The sequence below is a fragment of the Bacillus sp. FSL M8-0049 genome (assembly GCF_038593355.1).
GTDB lineage: Bacteria > Bacillota > Bacilli > Bacillales > Bacillaceae > Bacillus > Bacillus safensis.
The window spans coordinates 3,424,401-3,441,948 of the sequence record NZ_CP151986.1; the positions used below are offsets into that span (position 1 = coordinate 3,424,401).

The window sequence follows — 17,548 nt, forward strand, 5'->3', positions numbered from 1 at the left end:
CTATGGAAAGAGAGTGCACGTCGCTTATTTTGTATAATGCTTCTTCAAGGTCTTCATCCAATCTTCCTCAAAAGCAGTCGATGAACCGAATCCCTTCACCTCGTCTGCAAGATTGACCATGTTAATAGCTTTTCCTGCTTGTTGAAGCTGCTTTTGCGAGATGAGAGAGGCCTCAAGGTCATAGGAAGACGGTGTTTTCTCACCAGCTATTTTCTTCGCAAGAATCCTCACGTCGACTGCGCCGATGAGCTTCGGATCAACCGCTGCTGTATACTTCCACGGACTGTCCTTCGCCGTCATTTCTTGAAGATCCGCATTTGATACATCAATCCCATAAATCTTCACTTCTGTTCTTCCTGCTTCCTTTAACGCTCTTGCTGCCCCAATGGCAAAGGCATCCCATGTGGCAAAAATAGCGTCCAGCTTGCCCTTTGGATACTTATTCAGCATGGCTGCTACTGCATTTTGCGTTTGAACAGACGTATCAGAGGAGGCAATACCAAAGCGGTCAAGCTCCTTGATTCCTGAATGTTGTTTAAGCGTTTCTTGATAGACCTTATTTCGTCTCACCATTGGCGGGAATCCATCTACCCAGAGGTACGCAATATTTGCTTTTCCTTTAAAATCAGACACGAGCGCATCTAATGATTTTTTCGCTAATTGTTCGTCATCTTGAGACGTCACCGTGACCCCTTTGATGTCCTTCAGCTTAGGATTCGAATCAAACGCTACAACTGGAATGCCTTTCGCTGTGATTTTTTTCACATCAGCGACTGTCGCCTCGTCGTCCCCGTGAGAGATGATAAAGCCATCATAATTTTCTTCAAGCGCCTGAGAGATGGCATCATGGAACTTCGCTGTATCTCCATTTGCGGTGTAGACATCTACCGTAAAGCCGAGTGCTTCACCTTCTGCCTTGGTTCCAGCTAAAAATTGAGCTGTATGATCGTCTCCTCCAATTTTGCGGATGACTTTAATTTTTGCCCCCTGTCCCTTTGCAAATCGCTTCGGTACATTGTCAAAAGAGACTTTTTCGTTCGTATTTGCCTTTGAGCCTGCACTTGATCCGGTGCCGCAGCCTGTTAATAGGACGGTTAATGCCGTTAATAAGACAAGACATGATGTAAAATGCTTACGCTTCATTGCTGTTCCTCCTCAAGTTGTTTTGATTTTTCACATCTGAAAACTAGGTAAAAGAGTGGAAATACGCCTGTAAAACAGGCATTTGATTCGAAAAAGAGACGAAAAAAAGCCTCTCTTGGAAAGAGAGGCTTGATCACCGTTGCATGAAACATGTATCGGGAAGTCTTCCTCTCTTATCTGTCAAAGCTGTAACAGCTTTGCAGGAATTAGCACCAATTTCTAAAATAGAAACGGTTGCTGGGCGTCATAGGGCCAGTCCCTCTGCCTCTCTTGATAAGAGATCCGTTATGAAATTTGTTTTCGTTGAAATGTCTTCTTTACTTTAATGTGATGTCACATCAATGTCAATGACTTTTTTGAAAATTTCTAAAATATCATCAGCTTCCGATGATTTTCTTCGCAGGTGATGATTTCTTCAGACGGAAATCATATTTTTTCTCATTCACAAATTGCGGGTTAAGATGTGCTGATCCTTTATCTTGACCGCTTTTAGAGAGATACGTTTTGTAGCCTTCCAGCCATTTCCCGTGCCATACCCACTGTGATGCTTTTGCACCTTTGCGGTCATCATAAACGTTCTTCTGGAAGGTATTCTTTTGGTTCACTTGATAAAGATTCACGACTAAGTAATGCGAGGCACTAGCGGTCATGATATTATTCGTGATTCGATTGTTCACTGCTTGATACTGCATCAGCAATTGACCGCCTTCTAAACCGGCTGTGTCATTTTTGTACAAAGTATTATGTGAGATCGTCGTATTGGTTGTACCGCCACGCTTCTTATCATAGCCGCCAATAGAAATGCCTGTATAACGGTTTAAATACACTTGATTGTGTTCGATGCGGATGCGGTCCGCCATTTTTCCTTTATGTTCGCTTGTGACTTCAATCCCTAAGTCATTGTGATGTGAGATGTTATGATCGATCACAATGTCTTTTCCGCCATCGACATAAATTCCGCCAGCAGAAATGTCGCTGCCATAGGCTGGGTTCCCTGCACTCGTAATCTCATATACTTTGTTTCTTGAGACGACACCGTTTCTGACTTGATCATACTTTTTAGAGGGTGCCACGTTCTCAAATCCAATTAAATCAATGCCAATATTATCAGTGTGCCGGACCGTATTATGTGTCACACGGAACTTTTTCACGTTCCCATTTAGCACAAGCGCTTCACTGAAGCCCAGCTTTAATTTTTCAACGGTATTTCCTTTGATTTCAATGTCTTCAATCGCTGCTGGAGCTTTTGTCCCATAGACAGCAATTCCATGTGCATTTCCATTTTCATGTTTCGTCTGAATATCATACACTCGGTTATTAAGCAGTTTGACGCCTTTGCCGCTTCCTTTGATGAAAATACCAACTGGTGTCAAATCTTCTTTATTCGTCTTAAGGTGTCCTACAGTCAGGCCTTTGAGGGTGATGTAGCTCTTTTGATCGATCGTGACAAGACCTCCATCGGCTTGATTTCCTTTAAGGGAAGCCCCGCTAATCACAGGTTTTTCTTTTCCATAAGCTTGAAAGACAACGGGTGCTTTCTTTGTTCCTGAATGGCGGACAATCAATTTTTCTTTGTATGTGCCGCCTCTCATGTAAATGGTTGCCCCAGCCTTCGCCATACTTGCCGCTTTTTTCAGCGTACGGAAAGGTTTTTGCTTAGTTCCCGGGTTTTTGTCGCTTCCGTTTACCGCTACGTAATAGGCTGTGCTTTGCTTAGCGCCAGCCTCATCTGTCATCGCTTGACAGCCAAAGCTGATGACGGTCATGAATAAAATGAGTAAAATGCCTGGTATCGCTCGTTTCATCTTGTTGTTTGCTCCTTTCCCTTCTCTCCTTCCTTTATCGGTTAAAAAAAAGAGGATTAAAATATGACGATGTCCCTTGCAATGTACTAGTCAAAAGGTGTATGGTTGAAAGAATATCTTACAGGAAAACCATTCGTTTTTAAATTGTCAGATTAATCAGTTAATAACGCATTTGGATTTTATTTCTTTTTTTAAAAGGGGTGACATGAGCCAAACTGACAGCAGAGAGAAGGAAAGCGCTTTAACAGATTTTTCTTGTCTGAATTACAGAAAACCTATTGCTAATATTTTGTGAAGGTATAGAATAGAATCATAATTATTTCATATTATTAGAATTTTCAAATAATCAAACAGCAAGGAGATTTACAATGCCAAAACAACCCATCCGCGTTGAACTTAGTTCAACAAAAAAACCAAAACCTCAATCTGATCAACTTGAATTCGGAAAAATCTTCACAGATCACATGTTTGTGATGGATTATTCAGTTGATAAAGGCTGGTACGATCCAAGAATTATCCCTTATCAAGCCATTCCAATGGACCCAGCGTCGATGGTCTACCATTATGGTCAATCTGTTTTTGAAGGCTTGAAAGCTTATGTTTCTGAGGATCAAAAAATTCTCTTATTCCGTCCGGAAAAAAACATGGAACGCTTAAACAGATCCAATGACCGCCTGTGTATTCCGCAAATTGATACAGAAACAGTATTAGAGGGCTTAAATGAACTCATTCGTATTGATAAGGATTGGGTACCTGATGCAGAGGGAACTTCCTTGTATATTCGTCCATTCATTATTTCCACTGAGCCGTATTTAGGCGTTGCACCGTCTAGCACGTATAAGCTGCTCATTATCTTATCTCCTGTGGGATCATACTATAAAGAAGGCATTCATCCGGTCAAAATTGCAGTTGAAAATGAGTTTGTCCGTGCCGTTAAGGGTGGAACAGGAAATGCCAAAACAGCTGGAAACTATGCCTCAAGCCTTAAAGCACAGCAAGTTGCTGAAACGAAAGGATTTTCACAGGTTCTTTGGCTTGATGGGGTCGAGAAAAAATACATTGAAGAAGTCGGCAGCATGAATATCTTCTTTAAAATCAATGGCGAAATCGTGACGCCTGAATTGAACGGCAGCATTTTAGAAGGCATCACACGCAACTCTGTGCTTGAACTGTTAAAGCATTGGGGAATTCCAGTAACAGAGCGCAAAATTTCAATTGATGAGTTAATTGAAGCACATCAATCTGGCGAGCTTGAAGAAATTTTCGGAACTGGAACGGCAGCCGTGATCTCTCCTGTCGGGGAATTAATTTATCATGATCAGCCATATGTGATCCAAAATGGTCAAACAGGCGAAGTATCGAAGAAATTGTACGAAGCCATTACTGGCATCCAAAAAGGGACACAGCCAGACATCTTCGGCTGGACAGTTGAAGTTGACTCAGTCGTCAAGCAAGCATAAGCATAAGCATATAAAAAGAACCTTTCAATCATGAAGGGTTCTTTTTTGTTTATTTACCTCTCTTTTATCCCTTATAATGGTAAATACACATGAATAAAGGGGAGTGATGGTATGTTTTTTACTTATCTACTAGCGTTCTTTGGAATCTGCATCGGATCGATGATCGTCGCCACTGGTTTCGACGATTCACCTTTCCTCACCCGGTTTTTATTTAAGGCTCTTGGAATCTCTATCCTTGCTCTTTCCATCTCTTTTGTAAAGGTCCGACGAAAGAAGTTACAGAAACAAAAGCGAAATAGACTTAGTTGACCCGTCTCTTCCCATCAAATCGTGCACCAAAACAAGACCGATACCCCAACAATCGCCCCTGCGTATATCCACTGTTTCCTTTTGATGCTCCGCTTTTTTTCGATCAGTAAAAAGATCTCTGGCAAAAAGATGATCATGATTTCTAGGATAAAGACAAGATAATAAACAAGCGGCATTGGCTGGAAATCAAATTTCCTTGCATCTCCTCCAATCGTTGCAAAATACATCAACAGATTGGTCACGGGAATGGTAAAACAAACGAGCAGGCGGAGAACATAGATCCACACATATTCCTTATGCCGAATGAGGCCAACAAATGAAGCAATAAGGCCATACAAAAACAAGATCACTGTACCATAACTCATGACAGGCTGTACGACAAACCCGTAAAACATTAAACCAATTGCAACCATATTCCAACAGTCCTTTCTTTGAAGCCATACATGCTGTTTTTTCTAATCATACACTTCTTTCTCCAGTTTCCATATGGGGCAATCAAAAAAATGACCCCATTAAAGGGGCCATTATGTGTTAAGCATTGACTGATTTGAAGAATTGCGGTAAATGCTCACGATGCGCTTCGAGCATTTCGTCTAAAATTTGCTTTGCAATGTCGTCAGATGGGACGAGCGGGTTGATGGTCATCGCCACAAGAGCCGTCTCGTAATCTCCAGTCACAGCCGCTTCTGCTGCCACACGCTCGAATGATTTGATTTGTTGAACGAGTCCTCTTACAGCTACAGGCAGATCACCTATCGCGATTGGTTTTGGTCCGTCCTTCGTAATGATACAGTTTACTTCAACCGCTGATTCAGCCGGAATGCTGGCAATCGCCCCTCTGTTCACTGTATTGACTGGTTGAATGTCGTGCTTATCATTATAGATGGAGCTGATTAAGTTACAGGCCGCATCGCTGTAATAGGCCCCGCCTCTTTTTTCGAGCTGTGGTGGTTTAATCGACAAATCAGGATCTTTATAAAGCTCAAATAATTCCTGCTCGACCTGCTGTACAACCTCTGCTCGTGTTCCTTTCTCTTGAGCCGCCTTTTGCTCTTCTTCCAGCATATCTTTCGTTTTATAGTAATAGCGGTGATACGGACATGGGATGACCCCTAATCCTTTCACAAAAGAAGGCTCCCAGTTTTTCGCTTCAATGTTTTTCATGGACCACTGGCTGTTTGGATTTCCTAGTTCATCAAGCACTTGATCCATAATGCTGACCCCGTCTAAATATACGTCTAATCCATAGACCATGTGATTGAGACCGGCAAACTGTACCTCGATGCGTTCAACGTCCACATCAAGCGCTTTGGCAATCCCCATTTTGATCCCAATCGGCACATTGCATAGACCGACCACTTTTTTTAGATTCGTGTAGCGTAAAACAGCTTCTGTGACCATGCCGGCTGGATTTGTAAAGTTCACAAGCCATGCGTCTGGGCAAAGCTCTTCCATATCCTTCACAATGTCTAGAATGACTGGGATGGTCCGAAGGCCTTTAAATAAACCACCTGGTCCGTTCGTTTCCTGACCGATGACGCCGTATTTAAGCGGTATTCTCTCATCCTTTGCCCGTGCTTCCAGCAGTCCTACACGAAATTGTGTCGTCACAAAATCTGCGTCCTTCAAGGCCTCCCGGCGATCAAGAGTCAGGTGTACCTCAATCGGCAGACCTGCTTTTTCAACCATACGTTTCGCCAGAGCGCCTACGATGTTTAACTTTTCCTGACCCGCTTCAATATCCACAAGCCATAATTCTTTTACAGGCAATTCTTGATATCGTTTAATAAACCCTTCGACGAGCTCAGGCGTATAGCTCGATCCACCGCCTATTGTGACAATTTTGATTCCTTCTTTCATGAATTGACACCTCCGAGTTGCTTCATTTTTTCATGGAGCTCGATGATTTCTGCTGCGAGCTCCTTGACGGTCATTGCGTTCATGAGATGATCCTGCGCATGAATCATTAAGAGACTAATTTCCGTCTTTTCGCCCCTGATTTCTCCTTGGATCAGCTCTGTCTGTGCGTGATGCGCCTCATTTAACGCGTCTTGTGCGTCCTGCAATTTTTGCTTCGCCTCATCAAAGTTTCCTTGTTTTGCACATGTAATGGCCTCCATCGCGGAGCTTCTGCCATTTCCGCCGTGCAGGATGAGTTGAAACACAATTTGTTCCATTTCCATCGGCCGCATCCCCCTTGTTCCCTCTATTACATGCTGACGACATTTTCATCAGTTGATGCTTTTGTTTCTAATTCACTTTCTTCTTTCAATTTCTGCTTATCCCACATTCTAAAGAATGGGTAGTATAGAGCAAATGACAGCGCAAGGTTAATCAGCTGCATGACAGCACCAGAGATTTTGCCTCCTGTGGCGAGATAGCCTGAAATGATTGGCGGCATGGTCCATGGGACAGCAATCCCGGCTGGTTTTGCCACAAGCCCTGTACTCATTCCGATATATGTGGTGATGATCATCATGATTGGCGTAAGGATAAACGGAATGAGGAGCATTGGGTTCATGACAATCGGCATTCCAAAAATGATTGGTTCGTTGATGTTAAAGATGGCTGGCCCAATGGCAAGGCGGCCAAGCTGTTTCATTTGTTTACTTCTGGCACGTAAGATCATGGTCAGCACCAAAGCAAGCGTTGCTCCGCTTCCGCCGACGTTGATGAAGATTTCAAAGAACTGCGCTGTGAAAATATTCGGCAGTACTTCTCCTGCTTGGAATGCAAGACGGTTCTCATCCATTGCACCGAGCCAAATTGGCCCCATGACGCCGCCGACAATGGTTGCTCCGTGAATACCACATGCCCAGAGGAGCATTTGCACACCCATCGCAACGATACTGCCGCCTAAGCTGCCACCAAGAATCGATAGCGGTGTGCCAATTAAGACCGTGATGATATTATGAATACTCTCAAAAGGTGTCATCTCAATCACAAGTCTAGCGACCCAGATCAGGGTGATGACCACAAAACCTGGAATAAGTGCAATAAACGATTTACTGACTGCTGGCGGTACACCATCAGGCATTTTGATAACAATGTTCCGCTGTACAATGAAGCGGTAAATTTCGGTTGAAAGCATGGCAATAATCATGGCAACGAATAAACCTTTACTGCCCATCAGTGTGACAGGAATTCCCCCGCCTACTAGGATAGCTTCTGTTGAGCCTTCAGGTGTGAAAGGTACTTGATATGGTGTAGCCAAAAGGAAAGCCGCAACAGCGATCGCACCAGATGATAGCGCATCAACGGCATACTTTTCAGCAAGCCTGTAAGCAATCCCGAAGGTCGCAACAAGTGCCATAATGTCAAAGGTTGCATTAACAGGATAGGATAGTTTCGTGGCCCATTCTGCTCCGAAGATACTTGCCATAAAATCGCTGTATCCTGGAATCGGAAGGTTGGCTAAAATGAGAAACAGTGAACCGACAATAATGAGAGGCATCGTTAAAACAATTCCGTCACGCAATGCTTGTAAATGTCTTTGAGCGGCAATCTTCCCTGCAAACGGCATGACCTTCTCTTCTAGAAATCGGTTGAATCCATTCATCCCCTCCGCCCCCTTTATCCGTTCACTAACTGTTCAGCAGATTTTAAAACCTCAGCGCCATTACAAACGCCATAATGCACAGTATTAATCACGTCTACTGGGATTCCTTTTTCTTCTCCGAGCTTTTTCATTTGTGGTAATAAATATCGAACCTGAGGTCCTAATAAAAGCACATCGGCTTGATCAATATGATTTTTCGCAGAATCTCCTGATACTGCCCAAATACGATATTCTTTTCCTTGTTCTTGTGCGCTTTTCTCCATTTTTGTGACAAGTAAGCTTGTGGACATACCTGCTGCGCAAACCAATAAGATGTTCATGTGTAAACGCCCCCTTTTCAAAGTGTGAAGCTATTCTTTACACTTTCATCATATTATGAAACCGCTTTCATAAACACCCATACTTTTTCCTTTAGGAAGCGGAAAAAGTTAATATCACACAGTTAGTTCTTGTACGAAGGAACCTTTTTATACATGATATCAAGCATGTCTTCAAATGTATCACAGGCGATCAGATGCTGAATGAATTTCACATTATGCACAAGCTCTCCCAGCAGGCGGTACATGCCTTTTAAATCTTTGGCATTCTCTTTTTCGACACAAAGCAGGCAGACAAATTGAACCTTTTTCTCTCCCCAAATGATTGGTTTTTCTAATGTACATATCGCCCAAAACGTCTCATCTGTCAGCGGCGTCATCGGGTGCGGAATCGCTGTATAATGTCCGAAAGAGGTTGGGGCAGCCTCTTCTCTTTCCATGACAGATGGTGTGAGTTCAGCTGGCGCTAAGCCCATATCGATGACTTTTTGCGTTAAAAAGGTGATGACCTCTTCCTTTGTGTGAAAAGCTCGTTTTGTAAAAACCAATTCCTTTTTCATATATTGAGAGGCCAATGTCACCCTTGTTTCACTCGTCAGAGCTTCTTCAATTTTTAAAAAATCACCGCCTCCCAATATGGTGTTCACTTGAATGACTGGAACCGGTAAATCCATATGAATTGGGATCGTTGTAATAATCAAATCCAGGGCATGCAAAGAGACATGCGGCAGCGAATATAGCTCTGCTGTTCCTAAAATGGTCAGCTTTGACCCAAATTGTGACCGCAAACGATCCTGCAGCAGCCTTGCACTCCCTGCACCAGACGCACAGACAATAAGACACCGCTTCGGCGGGATCTCCATTTTCCTCCGCTCTAAAGCCGCACCAAAGTGAAGCGCCATATATCCGATTTCGTTCTCATGAATACTCAGCCCTTCCTCTTCTTCAAGGACCCTGCTGGCGATAATCCCCGCTTCAAAAGCAAGGGGATACCCCGCTTTTATTTCATCAAGCATCGGATTTCTTAAGTTCATTCCATATTTACATCGGTTGATGGCAGGCTTTAAGTGCAGACTGAGTCCAATCATTAGTTCCGTATCACCGGCTAAATCAAGCTGCAGTTTTTGATCAATGGCCTTCAGCATGAGCTGTACAAGCCGGCTCGTGTCATCATCTACAATTTGTTTTTGACCGCTCGAGGAAAAGGACTGTACCATTTTGGCTGTTCCTAGCAAATGAATGGTGATATAGACAATTTCCTCTTGTGGAAATGAGACATCCAGCAGCCCTTCAAGACGCTCCACCATTTTTTTAGCGACCTTATATTCCTTTGCCCGCGGAATTTCGCTGATTTCCTCTGGAAGAACAGATACATAGTTTCCGTGTCTAATTCGTTTGCAGGCAATGGCAACATGAACGATTAAATTATTCATGCAAATGTCTGATAGATTCATACCTTCCTCATTGATATAATTGATCATTGTTTTCTGAATCAATTCGAGTTCATGCTTTGGCAAAATAGTAACAGCTGTGTTCAGCATCGTTTGATAAGAACGACGTTCATTGAATAAATATTCTGACATACAATAACGGATTTTCATCTCTGATCCCTTGATTCGGCAGCCTTTGCTCGGCTTCGCTTCCAGCTTCAGATCAAAGGGCTCCAGCTTACGTTTGACCGATTTCACATCGTTGCTCATCGTTGATTTACTAATAAACAGCTGCTCCTGTAAATCCTCCAGCTTCACATAGGATTCTGCCAAAAGAAGCCTTTTTAAAATAAACCGAACACGCTCCTCTGGCAGCACAGCAAGCGGCTCTTCCTGCTCGACCTCCTCCTTCATAAAACGGCGAAAGGCATTCTCATCGTTGATCAGCAGCTCATAACCAGCTCCTCTAACAGCTGTTACGGCCGCTTGGTAAGGGGCAAGGCGGTCGTTCAGTTCCTTTATGTCTGTACGAATGGTGCGGCTTGTCACTTGTAAACTGGCAGAAAGTGCAGCGCTGGTGAGCGGGGTCTCAGCTGCCATGAGCTGACTTAAGATGTGCGCCAGTCTTTTACTCAGCATCAGATCGGCCTCCTTATGTAGGGGTGGAGAATCTGCCTTGTCTGGACAGGTTGTATACGCTTGCAGTTCTCTTCATTACTCATATTCTACTGAAAAGAAATAAAAATTGCCAACTCATTTATATGACAAATGCCCCTATTTATACAACTAACCATATCTAATGTCCTATGAATCTTTTTGAAAGATACTTGCGAAAACCACGAAAAAAAGGCGTACACCTTCGTGTATCCGCCTTCTTTATGAAGAGATCAGCTCGGTAAAGACAACCAATCTTTTTTCATGCGTACCTGCTGCATGATCAAAGGTCCCTGTACAAGTGATTAAATTGAGATTCCGTGTAAAGGCGTATCCAAAAAACGCATTGGGCTTCTCTTCACGCGGATAGCTTCTTACTTTTATGACTTCAAAGCTTCGCTTTTTTCCTGATGAGGACGTGACGACCACCTTGTCTCCCTTTTTTAGCTCCTTTAATCGATAAAAAACCGATGGCCCCCATTTATTATCTACATGGCCATTCATGACGGCATTCCCTTTATCTCCCGGCTTTGGACCATCTTCAAACCAAGCGGTGTTGTCTGTATCCTGAGGAACACCCATACTGCCATCATTTGATAAAGATGTTTTCTCCACTTTTGCTTTGACATCAATAGCGGGAATGGCGATTTCAGCTGGTACAATGCCAGACGGCTCGTCTTTTAATGTATCGTGTGAGTGGTTCTGTTTCTCAGCTTGATGTGTAGTCATTTCCTTAGAAACGGATATGTTTTTTGAGGATGACGATTCATCCATTGACGGTGATGAACAGCCTGTGATGATGAGAAGCGAAAGAATACTGAGCAGCCAATTCTTCATCTAAGCCGGCCTCCTTTTGAAGAAAGGAACGGCACGATTGTGCACGTTCCCATCTGTCTTTATGAGTTAGAATTTGATGCCTTACGGCGAATGAGGAAAAATGCACCGCCTGCTAGAATTAAACTTGCGATCATACCCGCAAATGCTTCATAGGACATGCCTAAAGGACCGGCTGTGCCTCCCATACCTGTTTTCGGTATTTCATTAGGCATATTGGATTTGAACAGCTCAGGATGCTGATCAACAATCGCTGCTGCGACATCCTGACCAACCATGAACATATGACCATAAGCCTCTCTCACTGTCGGATAAAGCTGATCATATTCGCCATTATGGTAAGACGTATATGTTTTGATCAGCTCATCAATATGTGTTTTCAAACCAGCCTCTAAATCAGCTGCCTTTAAACGTCCATCTGTCGCTTGATCTAGGAATTTCGCTTGCTTCATTCGATACGCATCTAAATCTTTGACAGCCTTTTCTTTTGCTTGTTGATTCCCTGATGCATCCGCTTTGACATAATCAACTAAATAGCCGATATGGCTTGACCAAATGTTTTTGAATTGTTTGCCTGCATCCTTACCATAAACAGATGCAATCGCAGCAGATAAATCATTTGTGTTTTCATTTAAAGCCGCTGCTGCCTGCTTAAAGTCCTTACTGCCATCATTTCCTTTTTGCATGGCAACTACCGCGAGTGCCAAATGCTCTGAGAACAAGTAGTTTAAATCTTCACGAAGATCCGCTGCTGGTGTATCCACTGACTTTTGATCAAATTTCCCAGGAAATTGATCTGTGATGGCCCATGACACGCCTTTTCCTACCTCAAACATATGATGAATGGATTTTCTAACCGTTTCATAGGTCGTATCAAAATCCTTTTCAGTATAGCTGTCAAACGCTTTAAGCAGTTCATTCACATGCATCTTCAAGCCTTCTTCAAGCTCACTTGCTTTCAGTCTGCCGTCTGTTGCTTGATCGAGCATATCGGCTTGTTTCATTCGATATTGATCAAGCTGCTTCATCGCTTTCTTTTTACCTGCATTATCTTTTTTCGCTGTGGCTTGTACATAGTCAACAAAGTAGCCGATATGACTTGACCAAATGTTCTTGAATTGTTTGCCTGCTTTAATTCCATACACAGAGGCAATTGCATCTGATAAGTCATTCGTGTTGTCATTTAAAGCCGCCGCTGCTTGATCGAAGTCTTTACTGCCGTCAATTCCCTTTTGCATTGTGATCACTGCTAAATAGGCATGCTCTGAAAACAACTGATCTAGTGCTGCTCGAAGATCTGCGGCTTTATTTGACACCTCTTGTGACGAAGACGTCTTCTTCGCCTCCCCATGCATATGTCCTTCGTGTGCACTTGCGATATGAGCCGCTGGGAATAATAACGCTGCGCTCAGTGGAATGGTTAACATTGCTTTCTTCATGTTCATCTTTTATTTCCTCCTCTTTCCGTTTGTTATGTACTTAACGGAGAGAGGGAGAAAATAGATCATTCGATTCTATTATTTTTTTCTTACAACACAGGCTCTGTATGTTTGCATAAAAAAAGAGCCGGATTATCCGGCTGATACGTTACGACGTTTAGATGCTTTTCGCTCTTTATATATTTTTCTCACCACTGGATAAATCACAGGTGCCCATTTGACAATTTGTTTCAGCCATTTTTTCATTTCTCCCGCGCCTCCTTATTGTCATTCTTAAAGGACGATTCCCCATCTTGTCATGAAATAAACAGGTGCGGGAGAGCAGGAGTTAAATCACGCCTTGTGCGATCATGGCATCTGCCACCTTACGAAATCCTGCAATATTTGCTCCAACCATGATGTTTCCTGAGTGTCCATATTCGTCTGCTGTCTCTGTACACTGACGATAAATAGACTGCATCATTTGTTTCAGCTGAGCATCTACTTCTTCAAATGTCCAAGATATTCTTGCACTGTTTTGTGCCATTTCCAATGCTGATACACCTACACCGCCAGCATTCGCCGCTTTTGCCGGCGCAAACAAAATACGATTCTCTTCAAATACTTTGACCGCCTTAAGAGTGGATGGCATATTGGCTCCTTCTCCTACAGCGATGACACCATTTGCCACAAGCTGCTGTGCATGCGCCTCTGATATTTCATTTTGTGTTGCACATGGCAGCGCAATATCACAAGGAACGGACCAAATTTGTTCGCAATCTTCAATTAATTCAGCATGCGGGTGAATGTCTATGTATGCCCCAATCCGCTGATTCTCGACTTCCTTGAGCTGTTTGATCGTCTCAAGTGAAATCCCTTGAGGATCATAAATCGCTCCGCTTGAATCACTGCAAGCCACAACCTTACCGCCTAATTCGATTACCTTTTCCATTGCATAGATAGACACATTTCCTGAGCCCGACACAACAACAGAACGTCCTTCAAATTGGAGCCCATGTGCTTTCAGCATTTCCTCCATAAAGTACACCAGTCCGTAGCCTGTCGCCTCTTTTCTCGCTAAGCTGCCTCCGAATCCAGGGCTTTTCCCCGTGAGTACACCCGCTTCATAAGCACCGCGCATTTTCTTGTACTGTCCGAACATATAGCCAATTTCGCGTGCTCCTACACCAATATCACCTGCTGGCACATCTTGATCAGGTCCAATATATCGGCCGAGTTCACTCATAAAGCTTTGAACGAAACGCATGATTTCTCCATCAGACTTCCCTTTAGGATCAAAATCCGATCCGCCTTTCCCTCCGCCAATCGGCATACCAGTCAGTGCGTTTTTAAAGATTTGTTCAAACCCTAAAAACTTGATAATGCTTGCATTGACGGTTGGATGGAAACGAATGCCTCCTTTATAAGGACCGATGGCACTATTGAATTGAACCCTAAACCCTCGATTGACTTGTACTTTGCCCTCATCGTCTACCCATGGCACTCGAAATACCACAAGCCGCTCAGGCTCAATGAGCCGTTCTAAAATGCCTTGTTTTTCATACTCTGGATGCTTCGCAAAAACTGGGACGAGTGATTCCAAAATTTCTTTTACGGCTTGCTGGAACTCCTCCTCGCCGGGATTTCGTTTTTCCACCTCTTCTAACACACGGTGGATGTAGCTTTGTGCTGTTTGTGCTGCTCGATCTAAGGTCAACATGTCGCATCTGCCTCCTTGTAGATATCTCCACACATTTAATTGTTAGATTTTCTAACGCATATTGAGATTAATTTAACACCAATTGTAAAATCTGATCAATATTGATAACAGATGAAAATGATGCCGAATTGAGATAGATCAAGCAGCCGCAGCGATTGTTTTTAAAAATAAGCGCTCAAGGAATGACTAATGTGCTAGAAACGAACGAGCGGATATTTCTCGTCCCGTTTTCTTTGACAAATACATGAATCATGATGAATTTCTAGCTGGTTTTCCATTGAAAAAAGGGTCAAAAGTTTGATCGGATGCACTCAATCTTTTCGGGGCGGCTTCCCGCCTCTTTTTCGATCAGGTAACACGACACAAAGCCAATATAAAATAGAAGACGATGGAAAGTTAATGAGACCGACAATGCCCCAAAACCACTTGTAACGCCCTCTTTTCTTTGCATCTATAAATAAAAGAAAGCCCTGTGCAAACAATAACGGCAAGACGCACAATAAGATGATCATTTCCGACTGACTCATACGGAAGACCCTCCTTTGATATGTTGATATTCCTTGTAGCCAACAACAAAGCAGATGGGGACGCTCACTATTTGGAGAAGAATGAAGATGATAGGCAAATGGGTAATGGCAGCTGCAAAGAGTGCTAGAATGGTCAAACTGATCAAAACGTATGCCAGCACTTCTTGTTTAAAACGCCTTTTCTCTTTTTCCTTCGCCTGTTTCAGCATCATCATGACAGCCTGCTCACTTGGCTTTTCCACTTCAATTTGTTCGTCTAGCTGCTGCAGCTCTTCTTTTAAACGTTCGGTCAAACGATCTTCCTTCATAAATCCCACTCCTTTCGAATTTTCTTTAATCCATGATGAACCCTCGATTTCACAGTGCCTTCTCTCATTCCAAGCATTGAAGCCATTTCTGGGTAGGTAAATCCATAATAATAGTGCAGAATAATCGGTGCTCTCTCCTCAGCCTTTAATTCATTTAAAGCATCCCACATGTCATGCCATGTGTTCCCCTTTTGCTGAACGTCCCATTTAAAGCGGCGTATGGCTTCCTGATTTGCTTTTCCTTCTCTCATTTGTTCACGTTTTCTTTTCTTCTGGTGATCTAAAAATTGCCTAGATGCAATCGAAATAAGCCAGGTTGAAAATAAGGCATCTCCTCTAAATGAAGAAAGTTTCATATACGCTTTCAGCATCGTTTCTTGCATGATTTCCTCTGCCAGCTCTTGTTGAAGGGTCAGCTTCAACATATATCGGTAAAGAAAGGAATAATGATGCCGATAAAGGGCTGTAAACGCGGCATCATCTCCCTGTTTTGCCCGCTGAATCAATAATGTCTCTTCTGTCTGCTCCAAGCACGCCCCTCCTTCCTTTTCTTCTCTTACTCATAAGACGACACGGATGACAATATCGTTTAAAATGGACCTTATTTTTTAGCATATCTTCTATGATTCTCGTTTTATATCCAATTTTTTCTTATGTAATGATTATGGCATTCCTTCTTCTCTAACAAAATGATGCGTTTATAATCATCTTGATTTTCTACCAAACGGAGAGCCTCCTCTCCATAATCAAGATGTCATCCTCATACCTATCGACAATGGTCCTTATCTCATGAAGATGAAAATGAAATAATCATTGGCTTAGCTTCCTAGAAAATCATGGAATACGCTGCGCCTATCCTTAGCCGATGATACCTTTTTGCATGCTATGCTCATCCTACATTCCGAAAGAAGCAATGCTTGTGAAGGAAGGAGGAGTGGTTGAATCACAGCTTATTTTGGAAACGTTTTCATTAAAATAAAATAGAATGGAGATGTTGAGTTTGAAAAGAAAAATTCCAATGTTAGCCGGTGTATTAGCTGTTGGTCTCGTCACTTCATTATTTGCACCAAACGGGGAGGCAAAGGCAGCAGCCAAATATCCAGAAAGCCCTTCTATTATGGCCAACTTTAATCAACAAGGCTTCTCCACATTAAATGGCGGCACAACAGGCGGTGAAGGCGGTAAAACCGTCACAGTCAAAACTGGAAATGAACTATTGGCTGCCCTCAAAAATAAAGGAACAAACGAAAAATTAAAAATTGTTGTAGACGGGACCATTACCCCTTCTAATACATCAGCCAATAAAATCGATGTGAAAGATACAAATAATGTCTCGATCGTCGGTAAAGGGACGAACGGCGAATTGAATGGAATTGGCATTAAAGTATGGCGTGCCAATAACATCATCATCCGCAACTTGAAAATCCACCACAGCAAAATCGGTGACAAGGATGCCATCGGGATCGAAGGCGGTTCTAAAAACATATGGGTCGATCATAATGAATTGTACAACACATTGAATTCCGGGAAGGATGATTACGATGGTTTATTTGATGTAAAAAATGACTCTGACTACATTACCTTCTCGTGGAACTATGTACATGACAGCTGGAAAACAATGCTCATGGGCAGCTCCGATAACGATAACTACAATCGAAAAATTACGTTCCACAACAACCGCTTTGAAAACCTAAACTCTCGTGTACCGTCTATGCGCTTCGGGGAAGGACATGTCTATAACAACTATTATAAAAACATCCTCACAACAGCGATTAACTCACGTATGGGCGCGAAAATGAGAATTGAACACAACGTATTTGAAAACACCACAAATGCCATTGGAAGCTGGGACAGCCGTCAAGTTGGTACATGGCATGTCATCAACAACTCGTATATTAACAGCACAGGCAGTCTGCCAACGTCTTCAACAGGTACGTATAACCCTCCTTATAACTACTCTTTGCTTAACGTGAACAATGTGAAATCAGAAGTGATATCAAATGCAGGTGTTGGTAAAGTAAACCCTTAAACCACAAAACGTTCGGGCAGAGATTTCCTGTCCGA

The 17,548-nt window shown here is 42.9% G+C and carries 17 protein-coding genes and 1 riboswitch; of the genes, 2 read left to right on the top strand and 15 right to left on the bottom strand.

Translation table 11 applies throughout. The features are described 5' to 3' along the window. Positions 1–24: 24 nt before the first annotated feature. Together NSU13_RS17710 and NSU13_RS17715 are read right to left on the bottom strand one after the other, a co-directional pair. Positions 25–1,143, bottom strand: coding sequence for a sugar ABC transporter substrate-binding protein (locus tag NSU13_RS17710; RefSeq protein ID WP_034281327.1), 1,119 nt, complete (start codon positions 1,141–1,143; stop codon positions 25–27). Between the two features lie 170 nt (positions 1,144–1,313). Then, positions 1,314–1,423, bottom strand: a riboswitch (SAM riboswitch). 97 nt (positions 1,424–1,520) lie between these two features. Further along, a complete protein-coding gene (locus NSU13_RS17715; RefSeq protein WP_046312807.1) occupies positions 1,521–2,948 on the bottom strand; it encodes a right-handed parallel beta-helix repeat-containing protein in 1,428 nt (475 codons plus the stop codon). Positions 2,949–3,316: 368 nt separating this feature from the next. Here NSU13_RS17715 and NSU13_RS17720 point away from each other — a divergent pair, with 368 nt between their 5' ends. After that, positions 3,317–4,408, top strand: a complete 1,092-nt coding sequence (locus NSU13_RS17720) for a branched-chain amino acid aminotransferase (protein ID WP_024426445.1) — start codon at positions 3,317–3,319, stop codon at positions 4,406–4,408. Between the two features lie 323 nt (positions 4,409–4,731). Here NSU13_RS17720 and NSU13_RS17725 read toward each other — a convergent pair whose 3' ends face one another. The 13 genes from NSU13_RS17725 to sigY form a co-directional block, all read right to left on the bottom strand. Then, positions 4,732–5,130: a hypothetical protein gene (locus NSU13_RS17725; RefSeq protein ID WP_034281330.1), complete on the bottom strand. Its 399-nt coding sequence runs from the start codon at positions 5,128–5,130 to the stop codon at positions 4,732–4,734. 118 nt (positions 5,131–5,248) lie between these two features. After that, entirely contained in the window at positions 5,249–6,577 is a 1,329-nt protein-coding gene (locus NSU13_RS17730; protein WP_041118210.1) for a 6-phospho-beta-glucosidase, read from the bottom strand. Then, a complete protein-coding gene (locus NSU13_RS17735; RefSeq protein WP_025093804.1) occupies positions 6,574–6,900 on the bottom strand; it encodes a PTS lactose/cellobiose transporter subunit IIA in 327 nt (108 codons plus the stop codon). The genes NSU13_RS17730 and NSU13_RS17735 overlap by 4 nt, the downstream gene beginning before the upstream one ends. Before the next feature lie 26 nt (positions 6,901–6,926). After that, complete coding sequence (gene celB / locus NSU13_RS17740; RefSeq protein ID WP_024423868.1) at positions 6,927–8,276, bottom strand: PTS cellobiose transporter subunit IIC; 1,350 nt, start codon at positions 8,274–8,276, stop codon at positions 6,927–6,929. A 14-nt stretch (positions 8,277–8,290) separates the two neighbouring features. Beyond that, positions 8,291–8,596 carry a PTS sugar transporter subunit IIB gene (locus NSU13_RS17745; protein ID WP_024423869.1) on the bottom strand — a complete coding sequence of 102 codons (306 nt, stop codon included), beginning with the start codon at positions 8,594–8,596 and terminating at the stop codon, positions 8,291–8,293. A 122-nt stretch (positions 8,597–8,718) separates the two neighbouring features. Continuing rightward, complete coding sequence (locus tag NSU13_RS17750) at positions 8,719–10,662, bottom strand: BglG family transcription antiterminator (RefSeq protein WP_342489687.1); 1,944 nt, start codon at positions 10,660–10,662, stop codon at positions 8,719–8,721. A gap of 237 nt (positions 10,663–10,899) precedes the next feature. After that, positions 10,900–11,514, bottom strand: a complete 615-nt coding sequence (locus tag NSU13_RS17755) for a class F sortase (protein WP_098677103.1) — start codon at positions 11,512–11,514, stop codon at positions 10,900–10,902. Between the two features lie 59 nt (positions 11,515–11,573). Beyond that, on the bottom strand, positions 11,574–12,956 hold the full coding sequence (locus NSU13_RS17760) for a copper amine oxidase (protein WP_342489688.1): 1,383 nt from the start codon (positions 12,954–12,956) through the stop codon (positions 11,574–11,576). A gap of 126 nt (positions 12,957–13,082) precedes the next feature. Next, positions 13,083–13,196, bottom strand: a complete 114-nt coding sequence (locus NSU13_RS17765) for a hypothetical protein (protein WP_223250414.1) — start codon at positions 13,194–13,196, stop codon at positions 13,083–13,085. Between the two features lie 82 nt (positions 13,197–13,278). Beyond that, positions 13,279–14,649, bottom strand: coding sequence for an NADP-specific glutamate dehydrogenase (gene gdhA, locus NSU13_RS17770; protein ID WP_024423873.1), 1,371 nt, complete (start codon positions 14,647–14,649; stop codon positions 13,279–13,281). A gap of 311 nt (positions 14,650–14,960) precedes the next feature. Further along, a complete protein-coding gene (locus NSU13_RS17775; RefSeq protein WP_046312798.1) occupies positions 14,961–15,176 on the bottom strand; it encodes a hypothetical protein in 216 nt (71 codons plus the stop codon). Continuing rightward, positions 15,173–15,484, bottom strand: coding sequence for a YxlC family protein (locus NSU13_RS17780; RefSeq protein ID WP_034281336.1), 312 nt, complete (start codon positions 15,482–15,484; stop codon positions 15,173–15,175). Before NSU13_RS17780 ends, NSU13_RS17775 begins: the two co-directional genes overlap by 4 nt. Continuing rightward, positions 15,481–16,014 carry an RNA polymerase sigma factor SigY gene (gene sigY, locus NSU13_RS17785; RefSeq protein WP_041118218.1) on the bottom strand — a complete coding sequence of 178 codons (534 nt, stop codon included), beginning with the start codon at positions 16,012–16,014 and terminating at the stop codon, positions 15,481–15,483. The genes NSU13_RS17780 and sigY overlap by 4 nt, the downstream gene beginning before the upstream one ends. A gap of 461 nt (positions 16,015–16,475) precedes the next feature. On the opposite strand from sigY, the gene NSU13_RS17790 reads away from it, so the two are divergent. Beyond that, entirely contained in the window at positions 16,476–17,513 is a 1,038-nt protein-coding gene (locus tag NSU13_RS17790; RefSeq protein WP_034281462.1) for a pectate lyase, read from the top strand. Positions 17,514–17,548 lie beyond the last annotated feature (35 nt).